Source organism: Flavobacterium chungbukense (genome assembly GCF_020805785.1).
GTDB lineage: Bacteria > Bacteroidota > Bacteroidia > Flavobacteriales > Flavobacteriaceae > Flavobacterium > Flavobacterium chungbukense.
Window position 1 is genome coordinate 122393 of sequence record NZ_JAJGZV010000008.1, and the last position, 19896, is coordinate 142288.

14 protein-coding genes are annotated in these 19896 nt (G+C 33.6%); 5 read left to right on the top strand and 9 right to left on the bottom strand.

From position 1 onward, the window contains the following. Nucleotides 1-80: 80 nt before the first annotated feature. Both LL966_RS19310 and LL966_RS19315 read right to left on the bottom strand, forming a co-directional pair. Nucleotides 81-2201 carry a cation:proton antiporter gene (locus LL966_RS19310; RefSeq protein ID WP_229355478.1) on the bottom strand — a complete coding sequence of 707 codons (2121 nt, stop codon included), beginning with the start codon at nt 2199-2201 and terminating at the stop codon, nt 81-83. 3 nt (nt 2202-2204) lie between these two features. After that, a complete protein-coding gene (locus tag LL966_RS19315; RefSeq protein WP_229355480.1) occupies nt 2205-2777 on the bottom strand; it encodes a hypothetical protein in 573 nt (190 codons plus the stop codon). A 292-nt stretch (nt 2778-3069) separates the two neighbouring features. Between LL966_RS19315 and LL966_RS19320 the strand changes: the two genes are divergently transcribed. From LL966_RS19320 to LL966_RS19340, 5 genes are all read left to right on the top strand, one after another. Beyond that, nucleotides 3070-3588, top strand: coding sequence for an RNA polymerase sigma factor (locus LL966_RS19320; RefSeq protein ID WP_229355481.1), 519 nt, complete (start codon nt 3070-3072; stop codon nt 3586-3588). 47 nt (nt 3589-3635) lie between these two features. Continuing rightward, nucleotides 3636-3845: a hypothetical protein gene (locus tag LL966_RS19325; protein WP_223709135.1), complete on the top strand. Its 210-nt coding sequence runs from the start codon at nt 3636-3638 to the stop codon at nt 3843-3845. Between the two features lie 11 nt (nt 3846-3856). Continuing rightward, entirely contained in the window at nt 3857-4699 is an 843-nt protein-coding gene (locus LL966_RS19330; RefSeq protein ID WP_229355483.1) for a FecR family protein, read from the top strand. A 101-nt stretch (nt 4700-4800) separates the two neighbouring features. Then, nucleotides 4801-7419, top strand: coding sequence for a TonB-dependent receptor (locus tag LL966_RS19335; RefSeq protein WP_344758350.1), 2619 nt, complete (start codon nt 4801-4803; stop codon nt 7417-7419). Between the two features lie 4 nt (nt 7420-7423). Further along, nucleotides 7424-8263 carry a DUF4249 domain-containing protein gene (locus tag LL966_RS19340; RefSeq protein WP_229355485.1) on the top strand — a complete coding sequence of 280 codons (840 nt, stop codon included), beginning with the start codon at nt 7424-7426 and terminating at the stop codon, nt 8261-8263. Between the two features lie 75 nt (nt 8264-8338). On the opposite strand, the gene LL966_RS19345 is transcribed toward LL966_RS19340, so the two are convergent. The 7 genes from LL966_RS19345 to LL966_RS19375 all read right to left on the bottom strand — a co-directional run bounded on the left by LL966_RS19345 (nt 8339) and on the right by LL966_RS19375 (nt 19716). After that, nucleotides 8339-8938 (bottom strand): DUF6624 domain-containing protein, encoded by a 600-nt coding sequence (locus LL966_RS19345; protein ID WP_229355486.1) that lies wholly within the window; start codon nt 8936-8938, stop codon nt 8339-8341. Nucleotides 8939-9048: 110 nt separating this feature from the next. Next, nucleotides 9049-10851, bottom strand: coding sequence for a glycoside hydrolase family 2 protein (locus LL966_RS19350; protein ID WP_229355487.1), 1803 nt, complete (start codon nt 10849-10851; stop codon nt 9049-9051). Between the two features lie 212 nt (nt 10852-11063). Further along, a complete protein-coding gene (locus LL966_RS19355) occupies nt 11064-12482 on the bottom strand; it encodes a hypothetical protein (RefSeq protein ID WP_229355489.1) in 1419 nt (472 codons plus the stop codon). 182 nt (nt 12483-12664) lie between these two features. Beyond that, on the bottom strand, nt 12665-13564 hold the full coding sequence (locus tag LL966_RS19360; RefSeq protein WP_229355490.1) for a PKD domain-containing protein: 900 nt from the start codon (nt 13562-13564) through the stop codon (nt 12665-12667). A 174-nt stretch (nt 13565-13738) separates the two neighbouring features. Next, nucleotides 13739-14830: an endo-1,4-beta-xylanase gene (locus tag LL966_RS19365; protein ID WP_229355491.1), complete on the bottom strand. Its 1092-nt coding sequence runs from the start codon at nt 14828-14830 to the stop codon at nt 13739-13741. A 242-nt stretch (nt 14831-15072) separates the two neighbouring features. Then, complete coding sequence (locus tag LL966_RS19370) at nt 15073-16662, bottom strand: RagB/SusD family nutrient uptake outer membrane protein (RefSeq protein ID WP_229355492.1); 1590 nt, start codon at nt 16660-16662, stop codon at nt 15073-15075. Between the two features lie 27 nt (nt 16663-16689). After that, nucleotides 16690-19716 (bottom strand): SusC/RagA family TonB-linked outer membrane protein, encoded by a 3027-nt coding sequence (locus LL966_RS19375; protein ID WP_229355493.1) that lies wholly within the window; start codon nt 19714-19716, stop codon nt 16690-16692. Nucleotides 19717-19896: the final 180 nt, after the last annotated feature.

The window sequence follows — 19896 nt, forward strand, 5'->3', positions numbered from 1 at the left end:
AATGCAATTGCTGGAATTTTTAAAATAAAACTAATAACCATACCAAAAACCCTAAATAATAAGGGTTTTGTACTTTAAAGTTATTTAAAAATATTACGAATCACCTTTCCTATTTCTACAAAATCATCATGACTACTTACCGCTCTTTTTTCTGTAAGATTTTTTTCGGTTTTAGAAAATGGATAAATTAGCATATAATTATTAGTACTAACTCGGTTATTGAGCAAATCTGGCACATGACGCATCTGCGAAAAGTAAGAATGCATCCCTTTATCTGCCATCATGATAATCAAGCCTTCATCTTCTACTAAATTAAACGCAACTTCTTGGGCTTCCTGCCAAGAACCAAGCACATTGAACGTTGCTTCTATATTTGCTTTTTTAACAATTCTCTTTAAAATCTGCATGGTTTTATCTTTTCCGTAAAAACTCATTTTCGCTCCTGAGTTTCGTCCAATATTCCAGATTCTTAACATGGAATGAAAAAAACCAGCATCCATTTCTGCATTTTCAGGGACCAGCACAACATAATTTTTTATTGTAGAAACAGGCTGAACAGCATGATAAACCATCAGATTTATAGTCTTATTTCTAAGATAACCATTGTACAAATTATATCCAAAAGAGGCAGAAAATCCTTTTCCTCCTTCTAAACCAACAATTAAATCCGTAATTTCCTTTTCTTTAATAACATTACTAATTCCGCTAGCTGTATCATTATCATGACGAGTTATCGGATTCAGTTTCACATCTGCAGCCGAAGCGGCTTTTACTGCCAGACCTAAAATCTTTTCTGCATTTTTTACCGAAGATTCATTTTCTTCCTCATTAATAACATTGACCCCAAAAACCCGATCTTTATTAGTGGAGGTTTTAACGATAAGCCCCAAATTAACCATTTTCTCGACAGTAGCTTCATGGTTTAATGCCAAAAGTATATTTTCTTTTTCTTCACTTTTTCCAGAAACTTTATCATCTTTATCAGATTCTGCTATACGTTGCGCGCTTGCCATAGAGACAAAAGAAGATATTGTACAGGAAATAAGTATCAGAAGAATACTGCCGTTGAGCACATGATCATTTAAAAGTCTTATAGGTTCTCCTGCATCATTTTCTCCAATTATAATATTATAACCTACCATAACAGAAGCTAATGTAGCAGCTGCAGATGCTGCACTCATACCAAAGATAAGCTGACCTTCATCATTGGTTAATTTAAACGTTTTCTTTGTAAACATAGCCGCCACATACTTTCCTCCAATTGATGCTACTAGCATAATTGCAGCGACCCACAATGTTTCCCAACTTTGTATAAAAGCACTAAAATCAATCAGCATTCCAACACTTATCAGAAAGAACGGAATAAAGATTGCGTTTCCGACAAACTCAACTCTATTCATTAATGATGAAGTATGCGGAATTAATTTATTTAATGCCAAACCAGCAAAAAATGCTCCAATAATAGATTCTATTCCAGCAATTTCTGCCAAAAGTGCCGCCAGATAAATCATTACAATCACAAAAAGATATTGAGAAATTTTGTCTTCTACATTTTTAAAAAACCATCGTGCAATTATCGGAAAAACTAACAATACAATTAAGGTAAATAGTATCATTGAAGTGGAAAGTTTCAACCAAAAAGCAGTTCCAACTTCTCCTTGTGACATTCCAACTACAACGGCCAAAACAAGTAGAGAAAGCACGTCTGTAATCATTGTTCCTCCGACTGTTATGTTTACCGAAAGATTTTTTGCAATTCCTAATCCGCTGATCATTGGATAGACAATCAAAGTATGCGATGAAAAAAGACTTGCAAACAAAACGGAAGTAAGAAATGAAAAACCTAGTATATAATAACCTCCAATAAGTCCAAGTAAAAAGGGCACTGCAAAGGTATATAACGAAAAAATAATACTTTTCCACTTGTTCTTTTTAAAATCGGCCATATCAATCTCTAGTCCAGCTAGAAACATAATATACAACAAACCTGTCGTACCTGTTACCACAACGCTGCTATCTCTAGATAAAACACCAAAACCATTAGGACCGATAACGGCTCCGGCGATAATAAGCCCCAGTAAGTGCGGAACTTTAATCTTATTTAATAATAGCGGAATGCATAATATGATGATAAGTTCAATAAGAAATTTTAAAAGCGGATCTTCTATAGGAAGACTTATATGATGTATACTTAATTGCATAAATTATTTTTTAGATGGTGTAAGCTCAACTGAAAATTTCGCTGTGCAATTATCTTGGCTAATAATAGTTTGTGTGCCTTTTATAACATTTTTTTTAATGTCATCCAGCACTACATTAATTTTGATGGTATTTTTAAGTGAACTTTCTTTAGCAGAATCAAGTACTATTTTTGTACCAAGATACTGCCCTCTAAATACGCGTTTGATCTTATTGTTACTCAAAACATTGGTAAATACGCCAGTAGAATCCGAAACAAAATCCCATACTTCAGTTCGTTGATCTCCAATAACATAATTACTGCAGTTAGATTCTCGACAGATCATTTTGCTATTCCATTTTATCTTAAGACTATCTGGCCACATTTGTACTTTAGGAACCGAATCTTTTGCTATAAAAACAGTTTTCAGACTATCTTTCATTTTTAGAAGCATTTCATATTCATCTTCTTTGTCAGCAAATTTCTTTTCACGTTCCAAAAGAGTATTTTCTCTTTGATTAAGTTCTTGTTCTTTCTTATTATTACAGGAAATGAATACAGGAATAAGAATCAGAATTAAAAGTCTTTTTAAAGTCATAAGATTTAATTTTTGTTATTTACAATTTACGCAAAAAAATCTTTTTATTGGACTAAAAACTGAAGAAACACCAATACTATGCTGCATTTGTTATCTAAAAATCATTTCAACAACGCTAAAAAACATACTCCAAAATTGTAACATTTCTCCAGCAACAGCGTCAAATCTTGAATTAAATTACGGTTCTTTGCAACAAATTAAATTCAGAAGTAAAATTCAATAGGATTTTAAATACAATAATATTGAATCCTATGAGTTTTGACTAGTGAAAACTAGTTGTGATATTTTCGATATGGACAATAAAAAGTTTATTTTAAGTTTAAAAAAAGGTAATGAAGCTGCTTTCAAAGAAGTTTACTTCAATTATTATGATAAACTGATAAATATTGCCAGACGATTTCATTCTTCTGTACTTACACCTGAAGACTTTGTTCAAGAGACTTTCATTAGGTTATACAATAAAAGAGAATTACTCCACGAAGACGTTTTGCTAGACAAACAATTGTTTACAATCTGCAAAAACATTATTCTCAATCACATCAACAGAGAAAACAAAATAATTCAGCTTGATCCTCAAGTTGATATACTACAGGAAGAAACTGATTCTACAATTTTTGACGAGCGAAAAGAAAAACTCCACAGTTTTATCCATCAGCTTCCTGAGCAACAGCAAAAAATATTTACACTACACAAACTGGAAAACCTTAGCTATAAGGAGATTGCAGCAATTACGGATCTTTCTGAAAAGACCATTGCCAATCATATTTATCTTGCCAGTAAATTTATTCGAAAAAAAATCGAAAACCATTAGGAACTTTTTTGTTCTCGTTTGTTATCTATAAAAAACAAGGACAGAAAATGCATATTGAAGCGTATAAAACTAATGTTAGAACTAAAAAAGAAGCCAGTTTATTGGTGGCTCACTTACAGTTCATCATTTCTGACTGTATCATCAATTTTGATAAAAAAGGCCGTGAAAACATTCTAAAAATCGAAACCAATCGCGAGATCAAGGAAATGGTTTATGGTGTTTTTACCAAACAAGGATTTCATTGTCAAATCATTTAAAACCAAAAAAAATGGATAAAGAAAAATTTGACGAAGAATTTGAAAAATTATGGAATGAAAATCCAGCTTCACATTCAGAAAATGAAAAAGAAGCTTCTTGGGAACAATTTCAAACCTCAACTTTTGCCAAAAAGAAAACCAAATCTAAACCTTGGCATTATTATGCCGCAGCTTCGGTTTTACTTTTTGTGCTTATTGGAACAGGAATTTATTTTAATGGAAATTCTCTAAACGAAAACAATGTTATTGCTGAAACGATTATCGAAAATACTTCTTCAGCAATAAAATATGTGACTTTACCAGATAGTTCAAAAGTCGAATTGAGTCCAAACTCTAAAATTTCTTACGGGGCAAATTTTGCTTTAAATAGAAAAATTGAAATTGATGGTGAAGCTTTTTTTAAAGTCAAAAAAGACAAGCAACATCCTTTTCAGGTTTTTTGTGATGAAACTACAACTACGGTTTTAGGAACTTCTTTTACGGTAAAAGAATCTGAAAATGAAGAAATAACGGTTGAACTTTTTGAAGGAAGCGTTCAAATGAATGTAAAAGGTCAAAAACAAAAATGGATTTTAAAACCTGGTGAAAAATTTACTTATGGAAATCAAAAAGCTTCTTTAACAGAGTTTAGCCGATTTGTAGATTTTGACAACGAAAAGCTAACCGCTGTGAGCGATTATATTCAAGAAAATTACGGCTACAGCGTGATGATTCCGCAAGAATATTCAAATCAAAAGATTACCATTCGAATCAATAAAAAAGAAGATTTAAAAACAATTGTGCAATTAATATCAGAAATGTATAACCTAAATTTTGAAATCAATGAAGATTTAAAACAGATTACTTTTCAATAGAAAAGAAAAAAGGATGCAAGCCGCGAAACTTCACATCCTCCTCATAATCAGGATAACACGAGGTTATTCCATTTAATAATAATTCAAAAATACAAAATTTCATGAAGCATATAATTTCAGCATGCTTTTTTTTACTCAGTTTAGGCATGACCGCACAAAAGGTCACGGTAACTGTAGATCAGAATGTAACTTTAAAAGATTTTTTCAAACAGATCGAAGATCAATCTGATTATAAATTTGCCTTTACAGAACAATTCGATACTAGCAAAAAATATTTCACCAAAAAAAGTACTTTTAAGCAGATCGAAGTAGACAAGCTTATTGCGGAATTAAACAAAACTGCATCTGTACAATTTTCTATAGTGGGCAACAATATTTTTGTGAAACAGAAATCTCCATCTCAAAAAGCAACTAAAAAAAAAAGCAGGCTAAAAGGACAGATTTTTGATGAAGAAAGACAACCAGTTATTGGCGCCAATATTTTTATTAAAGAGTTAGAAGCTGGCACTATAACAGACGTCAACGGAAAATACAGCTTAGAAATTCCAAATGGCACTTACACTCTTTCAATCAGTTATGTTGGTTCTAAGAATCAAGAAAAACAGATTACCGTTTCGGATGATGTTACGATGAATTTCAGTATAGAATCGGATAGCCAGCAATTGGGTGAAGTTATTGTAATGAACAATAAAGCGGTTGATATCAAAACAACTCAAATGAGTGTTAACCGACTTTCGATGCAGGAAATCAAAAAAATTCCTGTTGCCATGGGAGAACCAGATCCGTTAAAGTCGATTTTAACTTTACCTGGAGTAACCAATGCTGGAGAAGCTTCTTCTGGTTTTAATGTTCGAGGCGGTGCTGCCGATCAGAATTTGATTCTGTTAGATGGCGCGCCTGTTTATGCAGATTCGCATATGTTTGGATTCTTTTCCATTTTTAATGCAGATATCATAAATGGTTTGGATTTATATAAAGGCGGAATTCCGTCTAAATTCGGAGGACGCGTTTCTTCTGTTTTAGATGTAGCCCAGCAAACTGGAGATTTTCAAGAATATAAAGTAAATGGAGGAATCGGAATTATTTCGAGCCGCCTTTTGGTTCAAGGACCAATACAGAAAGAGAAAAGTTCGTTCATCCTTTCCGGACGTGCTTCGTATGCGCATTTGTTCATGAAACTGGCAGACAATAAAAACTCTGCCATGTTTTATGATTTGAATGCTAAATTTAATTTTCGTTTGAATGCTAATAATACTCTTTCATTTTCTGGTTATTTAGGAAATGATTTATTTGATATTAATGAACGTTTTTCGAGTACCTACGGAAGCACAATGGGAATTTTGAGCTGGAAACATAAATTTAATGATCATTTAAATTCAAATCTTTCTGCTTTTTACAGCGATTATAAGTTCAATTTGGGACTTTCTACAGAAAATTTTGAATGGGATAGCAACATTCAAAGCTCTGGTTTAAAATACGCTTTTAATTATCAAAAATCTGAAAAATTCAAAATCAACTATGGAGTTGACGGACTGTATTACAATTTCAATCCAGGCGTTGTCCAGCCGACAAGTACAGATTCTCAATTCAATTACAAACAATTGGATAAAAAATATGCGCTAGAAGCTTCTGCTTTTATTGATTTTGAAAATCAAATTACAGCAAAATTAAATTTCCGTTACGGACTTCGTTACAGTACATTTTACCGTTTAGGATCTGAAGAAATCAGTACATATGAAAATGGTCTGGCGGTTGTTTATAATCCGCTTTATAAAATTTATGAAGAAGGAATTCCAACTGGAACTATTAAATACGGAAGTGGAAAAACCATCAGCAATTTTGGAAATTTTGAACCGCGAGCTGCTTTATCATATGCTTTTAACGATGATACTTCTATAAAAGCGAGTTACAACAGAATGGCACAATACATTCATATTTTATCAAACACGCAATCTCCGTTACCAATGAGTATTTGGACGCCAAGCGGACCTTTTACAAAACCTCAGCTTTTGGATCAATATGCGATGGGTTATTTTAAAAATTTCAGAGATGGTGATTACTCTTTAGAAACCGAATTATTTTATAAAAATGTTCAAAATCGTATTGATTATATTGACGGCGCTGATGTTTTGGCTAACAACAACATTGAACAAGTTATTCTAAACGGAAAAGCAAGATCGTACGGTTTGGAATTATTATTTAGAAAAAACACCGGTAATTTTACAGGATGGGTTTCTTATACTTTATCTAGAGCAGAACAAAAAACGCCAGGAAGAACCACTGAAGAACCAGGAATTGCAAATGGCGATTGGTATTTGTCGGGTTATGACAAATTGCATAATTTGAGTATTGTTGGAAGTTACGAATTGAATCCGAAATGGTCTTTTAATGGAAATTTCACTTTGCAATCGGGTCAGCCGGTAACGTATGCAAATGGTTATTATGAATTTGGAGGAATTCATGTTCCGAATTATTCTTTGCGAAATGAAAACAGATTGCCGCTGTTTCACCACTTAGATCTTGCGGCAACTTATACACCAAAACCAGACAAAAAGAAAGGATGGCAAAGCTATTGGGTATTTAGTCTTTATAATGTCTACAACAGAAAAAATGCGGCTTCGATGAGTTTTACAACAAATGATGATACAGGAGCAAATGAAACCAGAAGACTTTCGATCTTCGGAATTGTTCCTGGAGTTTCTTATAATTTTAAATTTTAATGCTATGAAAAGAATAAAAAAGCACACAATTATGAATAAAGCATTAGCCTTATTAACGCTTCTTTTAGCATTCTCTTTTACCTCTTGTGAAGACGTTGTCAATCTTGATCTGGAAACAGGCGAAACAAGATTGGTAATTGATGCCGAAATTATGTGGAAGAAAGGAACTGACGGTAAAGAACAAACCATAAAAATCAGTAAAACGGCCCCATACTACAACAATACAACCCCAAAAGTTTCGGGTGCGCAAGTACGAGTTGAAAACAGCAACGGAGATGTTTTTACTTTTAATGAAACAGAAGCTGGCGTTTACAAATGCACAAATTTTGTTGCCGTAATCGATATGGATTACAAACTGTTTATTGAAGCTGAAGGAAAAAGCTTTACAGCCACAGAAAAATTAACCTCTGTAGTTCCAATCAATAAAGTGGAACAAGCACTTGTTCCAGATTTTGGCGGAGAAGATGTAATCGAGCTAACTTTTTATTATACAGATCCAGCTGATCAGGTAAATTTTTATTTAACTGATTATCAAAGTGAATTTCTAATTTTTCCAGAATATGAAAACACAAATGATGAATTTTATAATGGAAATACAATCAGTACGAGATTTTCTCATGAAGATATGAAAGCCGGAAATACAGTAAAAATTACACATAGAGGTGTTTCTAAAAACTTTTTCAATTACATGAAATTAATTTTGGAAGCCTCAAGTTCAAATCCGTTTTCTGTTCCTCCGGGAAATATTAGAGGGAACATTTTAAATACGAATAATGCAAATGATTATGCTTTGGGTTATTTTAGACTTTGCGAAGCCGATCAGGTTGATTATTTAGTGAAGTAAATTATTTACATAAATTTGCCCCCTTAAACGCAATTGTTCAAGGGGGTTTACTTTAAATATTAAGAATTTCATTTTTTACTTTATCCAGCCCGTTTTCCTTTTCCATTCTTCCAGTTGCAATTTCCTTTTTTCAAAATCCTTTGGAACCGATTGATTTTCATCTTTAACACGTTTTCTTATGATTTCGATTTGTTCTTCTAAAGTATTCAGACCAATTTGTTTTCTTCTTTCATTTACCTTTGCTAAATCATCATAAGAATTTGGACTCATTTTACCGCTTTCGTCCCAATCAAACTGCGTTCCGTAAAGCTGGGGTTTATCTTCGAAAACAGCAATTCGATCATTCAAATATGCCAGATTTATTGGATCAGCTTTATTCTCGTTAATAGCTTTTTCTAATTCGAAGGCACATTTTCTCATAAAGTCTGGCTTTCCGATTGAATGTTGAATTATAATCCATGCACTTTGACAGGCTTCTTCTCCAACTTTATCAATTGATGGATAACCAATCTGTTGTATTATATCTTCTAATTCACTTGCATTTTTATTGTGCAACTGTTCCATTTCTGTATTATATCCAGCTGAAAGCTTTCCGTTTTGAATAAGTTTTTCTCTTAATTCAAAATCAGCATTTCTTAGTTCTATTATCTTTTCAGCTATTTTTTGATAATTCATCTTCGTGCAAAATATTCCTATTCAATGTCTATCAAATATAACTAAATATAAAAAAACCTCCAAAATCAAAACTGATTCTGAAGGTTTTTCACTCTATTTAAACTACTAACTTATTTATATTCTTTTTCTTTCTGCGCGTACCAATCTTTCATTACATAAAAAGCTTTCTTTTTAATTCCTTGATCTGAAATTAAACCTTTACGATTAAAGAAATCCTGAATATTTGGCAATTGTCTTCTTGGCGATCTAAAGTCAACTAAAATCCACGGCGAAACTCCTGCTAAACCCTCAATTCTATTGAACATCTGTGTATTTTGAATGTATAATTCTTCCTGATATTCTTCATTCCATCTTTCTTTTTTATCTCCGTGAAGACCTTGTAAAGCTTCGCCTCCAAATTCGCTGATAATAACGGGCTTGTTGTACGGAATAACCCATTGCATGTCTTTGCAAGATTCATTTGTTCCTCTGTACCAGCCTAAATATTGGTTGAAACTTACAATGTCTACATATTCATTCATATTATCGTGAAGTGTATTGACATTGTTCGGACTTTTAGTGACTTCCATCGCCATACTAATCAAACGAGAATTGTCTTGCGTACGCGCGTATTTTGCCAATTTACTTAAGAAAACATCTCTTTCGTCACTGTGCGGTGTTTCATTAGCGATAGACCAAATTACAATTCCACAACGGTTTTTGTCTCTGTAAATCATGTCGTGCAATTGGCGTTCTGCATTCGCGTATGTATCCGGATTTGTCCAAGAAATCGTCCAATAAACTGGAACTTCAGACCAAATCATAATTCCCATTTTTTCGGCTTCTCTTACCATATTTTCGTTGTGCGGATAATGTGCCAGACGAACATAATTACAGCCTAATTCTTTTGCCCAATTCAACAAAGTAATCGCATCATCTTGCGACCAACCTCTACCTGATCTAAATGGTGCTTCTTCATGAATACTGATTCCGCGTAAAAAGACTTTTTTTCCATTTAAAAGAATTTCTTTTCCTTTGGCTTCAATAGTTCTAAAACCAATTTGATCCGCGATATTTTCATCTGCTTTAGAAATCGTTACATCGTACAATTTTGGTTTTTCTGGCGTCCATAAAATTGGATTCGCTTTAATTTCAAAATACGCTATTCCTTTTGCGTCTGTTGTGACGTTCTTTTTGATTTTCAATTCTGGAATTGAAACTGAAATGGACTGATTGGCACTTTCGCTATTCAATTTGATCCAGCCTGAAATTTTTCCTTTTTCCTTTTTATCCAATTGAACCAAATAATCTTCGATATAGGTATTCGGAACTTGAGCCAAAGTGACATCTCTTGTAATTCCGCCGTAATTCCACCAATCCATATTTACCGTTGGCACATTATCTTTATGGCGTTTATTATCTGCTTTTACTACAACGAAGTTATTTCCGTCTACTAATAAATCGGTAACATCAAAATTGAAAGGCGTGTAACCGCCAACGTGAGCACCTGCTAATTTTCCGTTTACGTAAACTTTCGCATCATAATTAACGGCTCCAAAATGCAAAATTCCTTTTGTTTTAGCATCTTTTTTATAATTGAAATCTTTTTGAAACCAAACTGTTCCTTCGTAAAAAAACAATCTTTCTTCTTTCGAATTCCAATCTGAGGGAATATCCATCGTAGCAGAAGTGGCGAAATTATATTCGGTTAAATCTGTGTTATTCCATTTTTTATTTTCGAAAAATCCGTTGTTTTTAAAAGGCATTAAACGGTAATCGTAATATCCATTTTCTAACGGATCTACAATGTAACTCCATTTTCCATTTAAAGCAATATTGTTTCGGGCAGCAATATTTGAAACTAATGGAACTTCCTGTGCTACGGCTTTTCCCATTAATAGAAAAGTACAACACAGCATTACAATTTTTTTCATAGTTTTTATTTTTAATTATATAGGATCTAATTAATTTAAACACATAGAATCATAGATTTTCTTAGTGTATAGAGGCGTTTCACTAGTTTGAACACACATAGCTGCATTTTTACTTGTTTAGATTTACAAATCTTAGCTATGTGTTAGAAACTAGTTTCTTTTAGTATACTTTTTCAAGTCTAAAAAATTTATGTTTCTATGTGTTTAAAAATTTATTTTTTATCAAAATAACGAGTCAGCTCATAAGCATTATCATTAATGACTTTCATCTCTTTTAATAAAGGCAAATACGGTTCAAAATTACTATTGACAATTCCTTTGTTTGAATCTCTGTTCGAATAATCGGTGCTTAAATCCTGCGGATCGTTATCCATGTATTTGAACCAATGCCAACCGACACTGTTTTTATTTTTAAGTAAATCCAAAGTAAAGTTCTGATAGAAAAGCCCTCTTTCTTTTTGCGTACGAACTAGCCATCCTGCACCTGTATTATTTGGCAGTCCAGAATCTTCTCCTTTTGTATACCATTCTGTAATTAAAAATGGTTTTCCTGACCATTCTCCCCAATTGTTCATTAATTCCTGACTTGGCTCCCATTTTCTATAATGATTTATCGAAATGATATCCATATACTTTCCAGCTACTTTAAAAATTTCAGGATTGGTCAATTCTTGTTCTTTATCCTGATTGAAACGACAGCCTAAATACAGATGATTTGGATCTGCTTTTCTAAGCGCTTCGGTCACTTTTTTCATATAAGTTTCAAAATAAAATGCTGTAAATGCCATTCTATCTTCCTGAGTAACATCAGATAATGATGCATTAAATCCTTTTCTTTGATCTAACCAAGCTTTTGCAGCGATATAACCCTGCTCATCTTTGGCCAATAAAGTTAAATGTTTATCTAATGCGTCATTATACCAAGGAAGCTCATTATCAGTAAAATAACCCATCAAATACTTATCATTTTTATACTGAGAAACCTCTTCTACCGATTTTTGGACATAAGAATCAAATTCTTTATCGAAAACCATAACCAAATCAAAGCGGTAATTCTGCCAGCTCGCTTCTTTGTATTTTCCACCGTATTTTTTAATATGATCGGAATGATACATTCCCATTGGCGAAATAATTACGGTATAAACCAGCGGATTTTCTGCATTTTTAACCAAATCAACATTCGACCACGCTCCTACGCCATTGAATCCGTTGTTACGCAATAGTTTAGATTCTTGTTTCACCCAATTTTCTTTGCTTCCGTATTTTTTATCAAATGCCTTTTGCTGATTTACAGAACGCCCTGCGTTGAAAACTGCAATTCCTTTGTAAATAAACGGATAACCTTCTGGATCAATAATCCACCATCTATTGTCTATTTTTTCGGTTCTAAAAAATCCTGTTGCTTCTTTCTGCCAAACTTTAAAACCGCCATAAATTGAAGTCGATTCTGTTTTTTTCGTTTTAAATCCAGGCAATTTATCAATGGTTTTAGCGTCGTAAGTCACCCATTTCGGATCTAATGCATTTTGTCTTGCTTCGACTTTTTGGTACGTAATTTTATTCTGTGCATTCAACGGTATTAGGCTTGTAAAACAGAACAATATGCAAATGGAATGTTTCTTTAAATTCATTTTTAATTGTTTTTTTGAGAGGAATATTGCCTCTAATTTTAACACATAGAAACATAGTTTATTTTGAACATAAAGACGTTTCACTAGTTTGAATTCACATAGCGCATCTATGTTTGAGAAACTAGTTCTCTTTATATTCTTTTAAAGTTTAAAAAATCTATGTTTCTATGTGTTTAGAAAAATTATTTAGATAAATAAATATGATCGATATCGAAAATGTAATTATTTAAAGCTCTTACATCTTCAGGATCAACACTTCTTAAAACCAAAATATCTTTGATTTTCGTTAAATCTAAAAGTGCATTTTGCTTTTTATAATCCGCAATCGGAATTTTAACCATGTTCCAGCTTCCGTCTCTTTTTAATCCGTAAAGATTACTTGTGGCATCAAATTCTACATAACCTGTATTGGAAGCATCTTTCATTCTAAATCTGATTTTGCCGGTGCTGGTTGTTCTTACTGCTAAATTCAGATAAGTGTAAGATGAAATATCGGTGAAATTTACAAACGAAAGAATCGCCATTGCCCATTTAGCTTCTGCAGCTGGAGGTGTTGCTGGAAGAGAAAAATTTCTATAAGCACCTTCATATCCTTCGGTTGCCACTTCTTTAATTACAAATTGATTGCTTGAAACCCAGTTTAAAACAGGAGCTGTTTTGGTGAAATCAGGGTTTTCAGAATAAATTTTAAGCGCATCCACTGGAACAACAATTGGCGGAGTTGGCGGCGCTTCAACCACAACGGTAAAAGTTTTCTTTTCAATTGTATTATCAGTATGTGTTATCTCAAGAGTGGTAGTAAATGTTCCTGCTTTAGTATATTTTACCTCAACAATTGGTTCGATCGAAACACCGGGAGAACCTCCTTGAAAGGTCCATTTGATAGCACGAACTTTTGTAGACGAATCGGTATACGTAACCGTTTCTCCTCCTTTAATAGCAGTATTGGTTGAAGTTGCTTCTATTGTTCCCTTTTTATAAAGATATACTTCGCGTACATCATCTTCGCAGGAAAACAAAACAGCAACAAGCACAAAAAATAAATATTTTAATTTGTCTATATGATTTAGTTTTATGGTCATGATTTTAATGTTTTTGGTTAATTTTTTTTTTGAGAGAATAATAGATGCAAGAAGCAAGAGTAAAGATTTCTTCTAATATCTTGTCTCTTGTTTCTTTTTAGAAAATAGATCCAAGAACAAAGAAGAAAGACTTTCATCAAATCTTGTTTCTTGCTTCTTGCTTCTACACTTCTCTTACTTCAATCCATCTAAAAATCCTTGATACGCCGCTTTTTTATTATAATCTGCGTCTAAAAGCAAAGGATATTCGTTTGAGTGCCAGAAACTTGTAAGCCAAGTATACTTATCCGTCACTCCCCAAGTCGAAATGGCAAATTTTTGAGTTTGAGGCAATTCTTCATACATCGATGTAATGTATTTGTATGTCTCTGATTGTTTTTGCGCTTCGGCATCATTAAAAACATACGAATCTGATTTTGCTGTATTTACCTTGATATCTAATTCTGAAATGTGAATTAGCAATCCTGTCGAAGCCATATCGGTAAAACCAGTTTTCATGGTTTGTCTGTTGGTATCTGTTGCGTAATGAAACTGATCTCCAATACCATCAATTGGCACTCCGTTGGCTTTAAATCTCGTTACCATTTTTTTGATTGCAGCTCTTTTTCCTGCATCAATAACAACGCTGTAATCATTGTAAAATAATTTAGCATCTGGATCTGCAGCTTTGGCATAACGGAAACATCTTCCGTAAAAACCGATTGGATCTTTGAAAAGAGAATTGATTACAGTTTCGTTTCGCATAGCACCTCCATCTGCAAAAACTTCGTTGACAACATCCCAGCTTTTTACTTTGCCTTTGTATCGGCCTACAACGTCGGTAATGTAAACTTTGACTTTTGACTCAAAAGCAATTGAATCGTATTTGGCATTTTTAAACCATTCTGGAAAAGAATCGTACCAAACCAAAGTATGTCCGTGAACTTCTAATTTATTGTCTTGAGCAAAGCCTACTAAATAATCGGCAGCGGTATAATTGTAAGCCGTTGAAGAAGTCCAAATACTCGCCATTTTCATTTCGAATTCGGCTGTAATCTGACTGTAATGCTTTAAAACGGCATTTTTAAAATTGGCTTCATTTTGCAAATCTCTCATTTTGACCGCAGCACCAATTTTAAATTTTGCTTTTTCTTTTAAGGTCTGTGTAATCGGATTTGGATTTCCGGTATCGCCTTCATCTGCATTTATAAAAACTACTTTTTCGTCGTTGCTGCAAGAAGCAAACATCAAAGCGGTTAATGCTCCTAAAATATATTGTTTTATCATCGTGTTAATTTTTAATAGATCTGGAAATCAAAACCAAAAATGATTTCCAGATCAGTGTTAGTAACTAAAAACTTAATTCATAACTTATAATTTTTAAACCCATAGGATCATAGATTTTTTCAAACTTAACAAAGGCGTTTCACTTATTTAAATTCACATAGTTCTCTATGTGTGAGAAACTGGTTTCTTTTTTTAAACTCTTCTCGTAATTTTAAATCTATGTTTCTATGTGTTAAAATCAATTAATACCCAACGTTAAATCCTGCAGGTTTTCCCATCAAATCGATTTGCGATTGCGGAATTGGCATGTTTACCATGACATGAGTCATTTTTAATTGTACTTCACCAGAAATAGTTCCAGATGGACTTGAACGGAAATACAAATTCTGTCTTTCTACCAAAAGCCCTAATCTTTTCAATAAAAACCATCTGTTATTTTCGAATGCCAATTCTCTCGCAGATTCGTCTAAATAATTATTTAAAGTCCAAGCGGTTAAATCGTAAGTGGTTACGGCACTTTCAGGATTTCCAGTGTAACCTCTTCTTCTTACTTTGTTCAAATAAGCCAATGCTTTTCCGTCATTTCCTAAATTATGATACGCTTCAGATGCTAACAAGTAGGTTTCTGCCAATCTGTAATACATATAATCTTTATAACTGTTTGAAGTCATTGGCAGTTTTTCTGTATCGTGATATTTCTTCAAACTCCAATGCCAAGCTCTGTAATTTCCGTTTGGAGCTGCAATGGCAGGATTGGTAATCGGTTGTCCAAATTTTGGGTTTCCAGCAACATTGATTTTATAATCTTGATAATTATCTGAATAATAATACGTTTTGAACCTTAAATCGTTCGTCTGATCGTAAAGTGATTTCAGGTAATTATTTGGATAAAACCATCCTAAAGCCTGACCTCCATAAGCTACATCTTGAACCAACTCGCTTGTATTCAATTCGTAAGTTCTGTGGGTGAAAACACTGCTCAGCCAAGAACCGCCGCCTCCAGCTAAATTATCATCAGGGCCTAATAAGAAGTCTTTTTGGTATGTAAAAAGCGATTCTTTATGATTTCCGTTTTGTCCCCAAACATCAATAAGATTTACTAAACCATGAGTACCGTCATTAATAATCGCATCAAATTGAGCTGCTGCTCCTGCCCAGTCTTGCTGCCATAAAGCGCTTTTCCCGCGAATGTGCCTTGCAACACCTTGCCCGTAACGTCCTGGATCTACTTTGAATGGAAGATTTGCAATTGCATAATCTAAATCTCCATCAATTAATTTGTACACATCTGCATCACTTGCTACTTTGTATTCTACTGGATCGTTAATGTTTTGTGGTGTTGTTGGAATCGTATCGATTAAAATTCCACCATACATTTGTTTTAAATCCAAATACAATTCACCGCGAATAACACGTGCCTGTGCCACTAATCTTTTTTTAGCTGCTTCATCCATTTGGATTGATCTTGCAGCCGTAATTATAGCAGAACATCTGTCGATAATTTTATAGCCTTGAATCCATTTTGAACCTGTAAATGATTGCGGATTATGTCCTGTTCCGTAAGGTGTGTTCCAAGTTCTGTGCAATCCTAAATCGGTTGCCACCATAAAGAATACGTTTGCCCACAAATCGCTATTATCGCCAGATGGCAAGTTGTAAAAACGCATCTGATTGTAAAGTGCATTAACTCCAACTTCTAAACCTGCTGGAGAACTGTAGACATAATCTACAGAAACTTGATCTTTTACCGTTTCTTCTAGAAATTCTTCGCATGAAGTAAGTCCCAAAGAAAGTCCGAAAATCAAAACAAATAGAAAATTTATATTTTTCATGATCTTGTTATTTTTTATTTTATTGAATTAGAAACCAACTTGTAAGCCTATAACACAAGTAACAGGTTCTGGATAATCGTATATTTCTTTCTCTGGACTGTATGATTGATAATCTGTGATTGTAATTAAATTACTTCCAGTTACATACAATCTCATATTACTTAATCCTAGTGGTTTAAGAGTGCTTTCTGGGAATTTAAATCCGACAGAAACGTTTTGTAAACGAACATACGAAGCATCTTGCAATCCTAAAGTGTTAATATATGGCGGATCATTTCCGTCTCTTGGTCTTGGCCAATTTCCTCCAGGATTTTCTGGTGTCCAATAATCTTGTTTGATTCCGTTTTTAACTCCTCTTAAAGAACCTCCGCGTACATAGTCGTATAAAAATGGATTGTCTCTTGTAATACCTTGAACGGTATAGATATCTGCTGAAAAATCGAATTGTTTGTATTCTAAAGCCACAGAAAAAGTACCAAACCAATCCGGCATTTTGGAAGTGATCACCCTATCCTGATCCGGATTTGGATTGGCTCCATTTGACGGATCTGCATCCCATAATTTGATATCTCCAGGATATAAAGTTGTTCCTGTTACAAGAGGAATATTTTCTCCTTCTTGATAAATTCCAACCGCTTTATATCTGTAATAAACATCAATTGGTTTTCCGATAAACCATAAATTTCCAACAGAATTATCTTCTTTTCCGTCACCGTCAGCATCTTTTCCGTAGATACTTACAATGCTATTTTTGTTTTTAGTGAATGTTGCTCCAAGGTTTAATCTGAAATCTTTCTTTTTGATTACATCTCCATTCAAAGAAACTTCTAAACCTTTATTATTTACTTTTCCAATATTTGAAAGTTTGGTTGTGTAACCTGTATTCGCGTTAAGCGTTTCATAAATCAATAAATCTGAAGTATCGGTATTATAAACCTCAACCGTTCCGTTTAATCTATTTTTGAATAAACCAAAATCTGCAGCAAGGTTTAATTGCGTTGAAGTTTCCCATCTTAAATCTGGATTTGATAATTGATTTCCTGGAACATAACCCGAAACTTTTACACCATTAATAATATAATCTCTTTGTGTAGCAGTTGCCATACTTTGATAGGGATTTTGAGGCTGATTTCCGACTTTACCATAACTTGCTCTTAGTTTTAAATTGCTCAAAACTGGAACATGTTCTTTCATGAATTCTTCGTTAGAAACATTCCATGCCGCGTTTACAGCTGGAAAAAATCCCCATTTATTATTTGCTCCAAATACAGAAGATCCATCGGCTCTTCCTGAAACGGTAAAATAATATTTGTTATCAAAATCATATTCTAATTTTCCAGCGAAAGAAATAAGCGATCTTTCATTTCCTCCAATTAATGGTGTATTTAAAAATGCACTTTCTAAACCATAAATTCCCAAAATATCACTCGGAATTCTGCTTGCTGAGTTTCTAAAATCATTGTATTCTGATGAGGTGATTTCATAAACCCCAGTTACATTAAAATGATTTTTTTCGGCTAAATTCAAGTTGTAATGCAAAATATTACTCAACTGATATTCTACATTATCTTTATACTCGATATAACCACTTCCTTGTCCTGAATTGGCAATTCCAGAAAGCGATTTTGAACTATTAAAACTCATTGCTTTATAATTCCAAGATCTGCGGCTGGCATTTAGTTTATATGTAAAACCTTTTGCAAGATTAATATCTACAAACACGTTCATGATATCGTTGCGGTTCAACTCGTTTGTAGTGGTTTCGTAAATATCTATAAGCGGATTTGGGGTTTCTTGAATTCCTCCTGGCAAATAACGGAAAGATCCATCTGGATTATAAACTTGCCCAAGTGGCGAAGTATTAATAGCATTGTTTAAAATATTCCCCACATTCGGACGATTCGATTCAGAAAACTGAAGTGAAACATTCATTCCGATTTTCAGCCAATCTGTAACTCTTTGATCCACATTTACTCTCATCGCTACTTTGTCATAGTCCGAATTTGGAACTACTCCCGTAGTATTAATGTAGTTGATACTAGAAAATATGCTCGTTTTATCCGTTCCTGACGAAATGCTCAAACTATGGTTATTCGTTACACCAGTTCTTAAAACCAATTTTTCCCAATCGATATATTTTCCAGACTGAACCGATTCTAATTCTAATGGAGTGAAAACTTGATTGTCTGGTCTGTAAACTCCATTGTTACTTGTTCTGTATGCTTCTCTTTTTAGTTGCGCAAATTCTTCTCCGCTGTAAACATCAAAATTTCTATTTACTGTTTGAACTCCAGAAAAACCATTATAAGAGATTTTTGCTTTTCCTGTTTTTCCTCTTTTTGTAGTAATCAAGATAACTCCGTTAGAAGCTCTTGCTCCGTAAATAGATTGTGCAGCAGCATCTTTTAGAATTTCCAAAGAAGCAATATCATTTGCATTAACATCATTAATACTTCCAATTACGATTCCGTCCGCAATTACGATTGGTTCGTTACTTCCATTAATGGATTTTTTTCCTCTAATTTGAATTGAAGAAGAACTTCCTGGTCCGCCATCGGCTAAACTTACCTGAACTCCAGCTGCTTTTCCTCTCAACATTTCTCCAACATCTGAAGTGGCCACTTTTGTCAAATCGCCTGGTTTTACAGAAGCCACCGAACTGATTACGTCACTTTTCTTTTTGGTGCCGTAACCAACAACTATAATTTCGTCCAGCGCTTGTGAACTTTCTTTTAAAACTACTTTTAGATTTTTTTTATTTTCTACATCAACAGCAGTTTCATCCATTCCGATAAAAGAAAAAACTAATATGCTTTTTGGAGCGGTATTAATACTGAAGTTACCGTCAAAATCGGTTTGAGTTCCTTTTGTGCTTCCTTTTACGTGGACGTTTACACCTGGTAAAGGCAGTCCTTTATTATCTACTACTTTTCCGGTCACGGTATTTTCCTGCGCCTGCATATTCGTGGACAATATGCACATCAACAGCATCAAAACTAGTTTTAGATAATTTCCACCAAGAAAAAGCATCTTTTCGGGTTTGTTGTTTTTCATTGTAAATTGGTTTGGTTAGTTAATTAATAAATCGTGTGATTACATTGCAAAAGTGCTTAATTAAAGGCTTCTGCAAGGGAGGGTGTTATTCGTTTTTAGGGGTGTCAATGTCTTTCTTTGAGGATTTTGTATTATTTGAAGGTAGAAAAAATGGTATTCGTAATAAAAAACTTAATTTTT

What these genes read in the sequence shown, in the direction of transcription:
- LL966_RS19310 (WP_229355478.1), bottom strand. Translation starts at nt 2,201, where the DNA reads ATGCAATTAAGTATACATCATATAAGTCTTCCTATAGAAGATCCGCTT.
- LL966_RS19315 (WP_229355480.1), bottom strand. Translation starts at nt 2,777, where the DNA reads ATGACTTTAAAAAGACTTTTAATTCTGATTCTTATTCCTGTATTCATT.
- LL966_RS19320 (WP_229355481.1), top strand. Translation starts at nt 3,070, where the DNA reads ATGGACAATAAAAAGTTTATTTTAAGTTTAAAAAAAGGTAATGAAGCT.
- LL966_RS19325 (WP_223709135.1), top strand. Translation starts at nt 3,636, where the DNA reads ATGCATATTGAAGCGTATAAAACTAATGTTAGAACTAAAAAAGAAGCC.
- LL966_RS19330 (WP_229355483.1), top strand. Translation starts at nt 3,857, where the DNA reads ATGGATAAAGAAAAATTTGACGAAGAATTTGAAAAATTATGGAATGAA.
- LL966_RS19335 (WP_344758350.1), top strand. Translation starts at nt 4,801, where the DNA reads ATGAAGCATATAATTTCAGCATGCTTTTTTTTACTCAGTTTAGGCATG.
- LL966_RS19340 (WP_229355485.1), top strand. Translation starts at nt 7,424, where the DNA reads ATGAAAAGAATAAAAAAGCACACAATTATGAATAAAGCATTAGCCTTA.
- LL966_RS19345 (WP_229355486.1), bottom strand. Translation starts at nt 8,938, where the DNA reads ATGAATTATCAAAAAATAGCTGAAAAGATAATAGAACTAAGAAATGCT.
- LL966_RS19350 (WP_229355487.1), bottom strand. Translation starts at nt 10,851, where the DNA reads ATGAAAAAAATTGTAATGCTGTGTTGTACTTTTCTATTAATGGGAAAA.
- LL966_RS19355 (WP_229355489.1), bottom strand. Translation starts at nt 12,482, where the DNA reads ATGAATTTAAAGAAACATTCCATTTGCATATTGTTCTGTTTTACAAGC.
- LL966_RS19360 (WP_229355490.1), bottom strand. Translation starts at nt 13,564, where the DNA reads ATGACCATAAAACTAAATCATATAGACAAATTAAAATATTTATTTTTT.
- LL966_RS19365 (WP_229355491.1), bottom strand. Translation starts at nt 14,830, where the DNA reads ATGATAAAACAATATATTTTAGGAGCATTAACCGCTTTGATGTTTGCT.
- LL966_RS19370 (WP_229355492.1), bottom strand. Translation starts at nt 16,662, where the DNA reads ATGAAAAATATAAATTTTCTATTTGTTTTGATTTTCGGACTTTCTTTG.
- LL966_RS19375 (WP_229355493.1), bottom strand. Translation starts at nt 19,716, where the DNA reads ATGAAAAACAACAAACCCGAAAAGATGCTTTTTCTTGGTGGAAATTAT.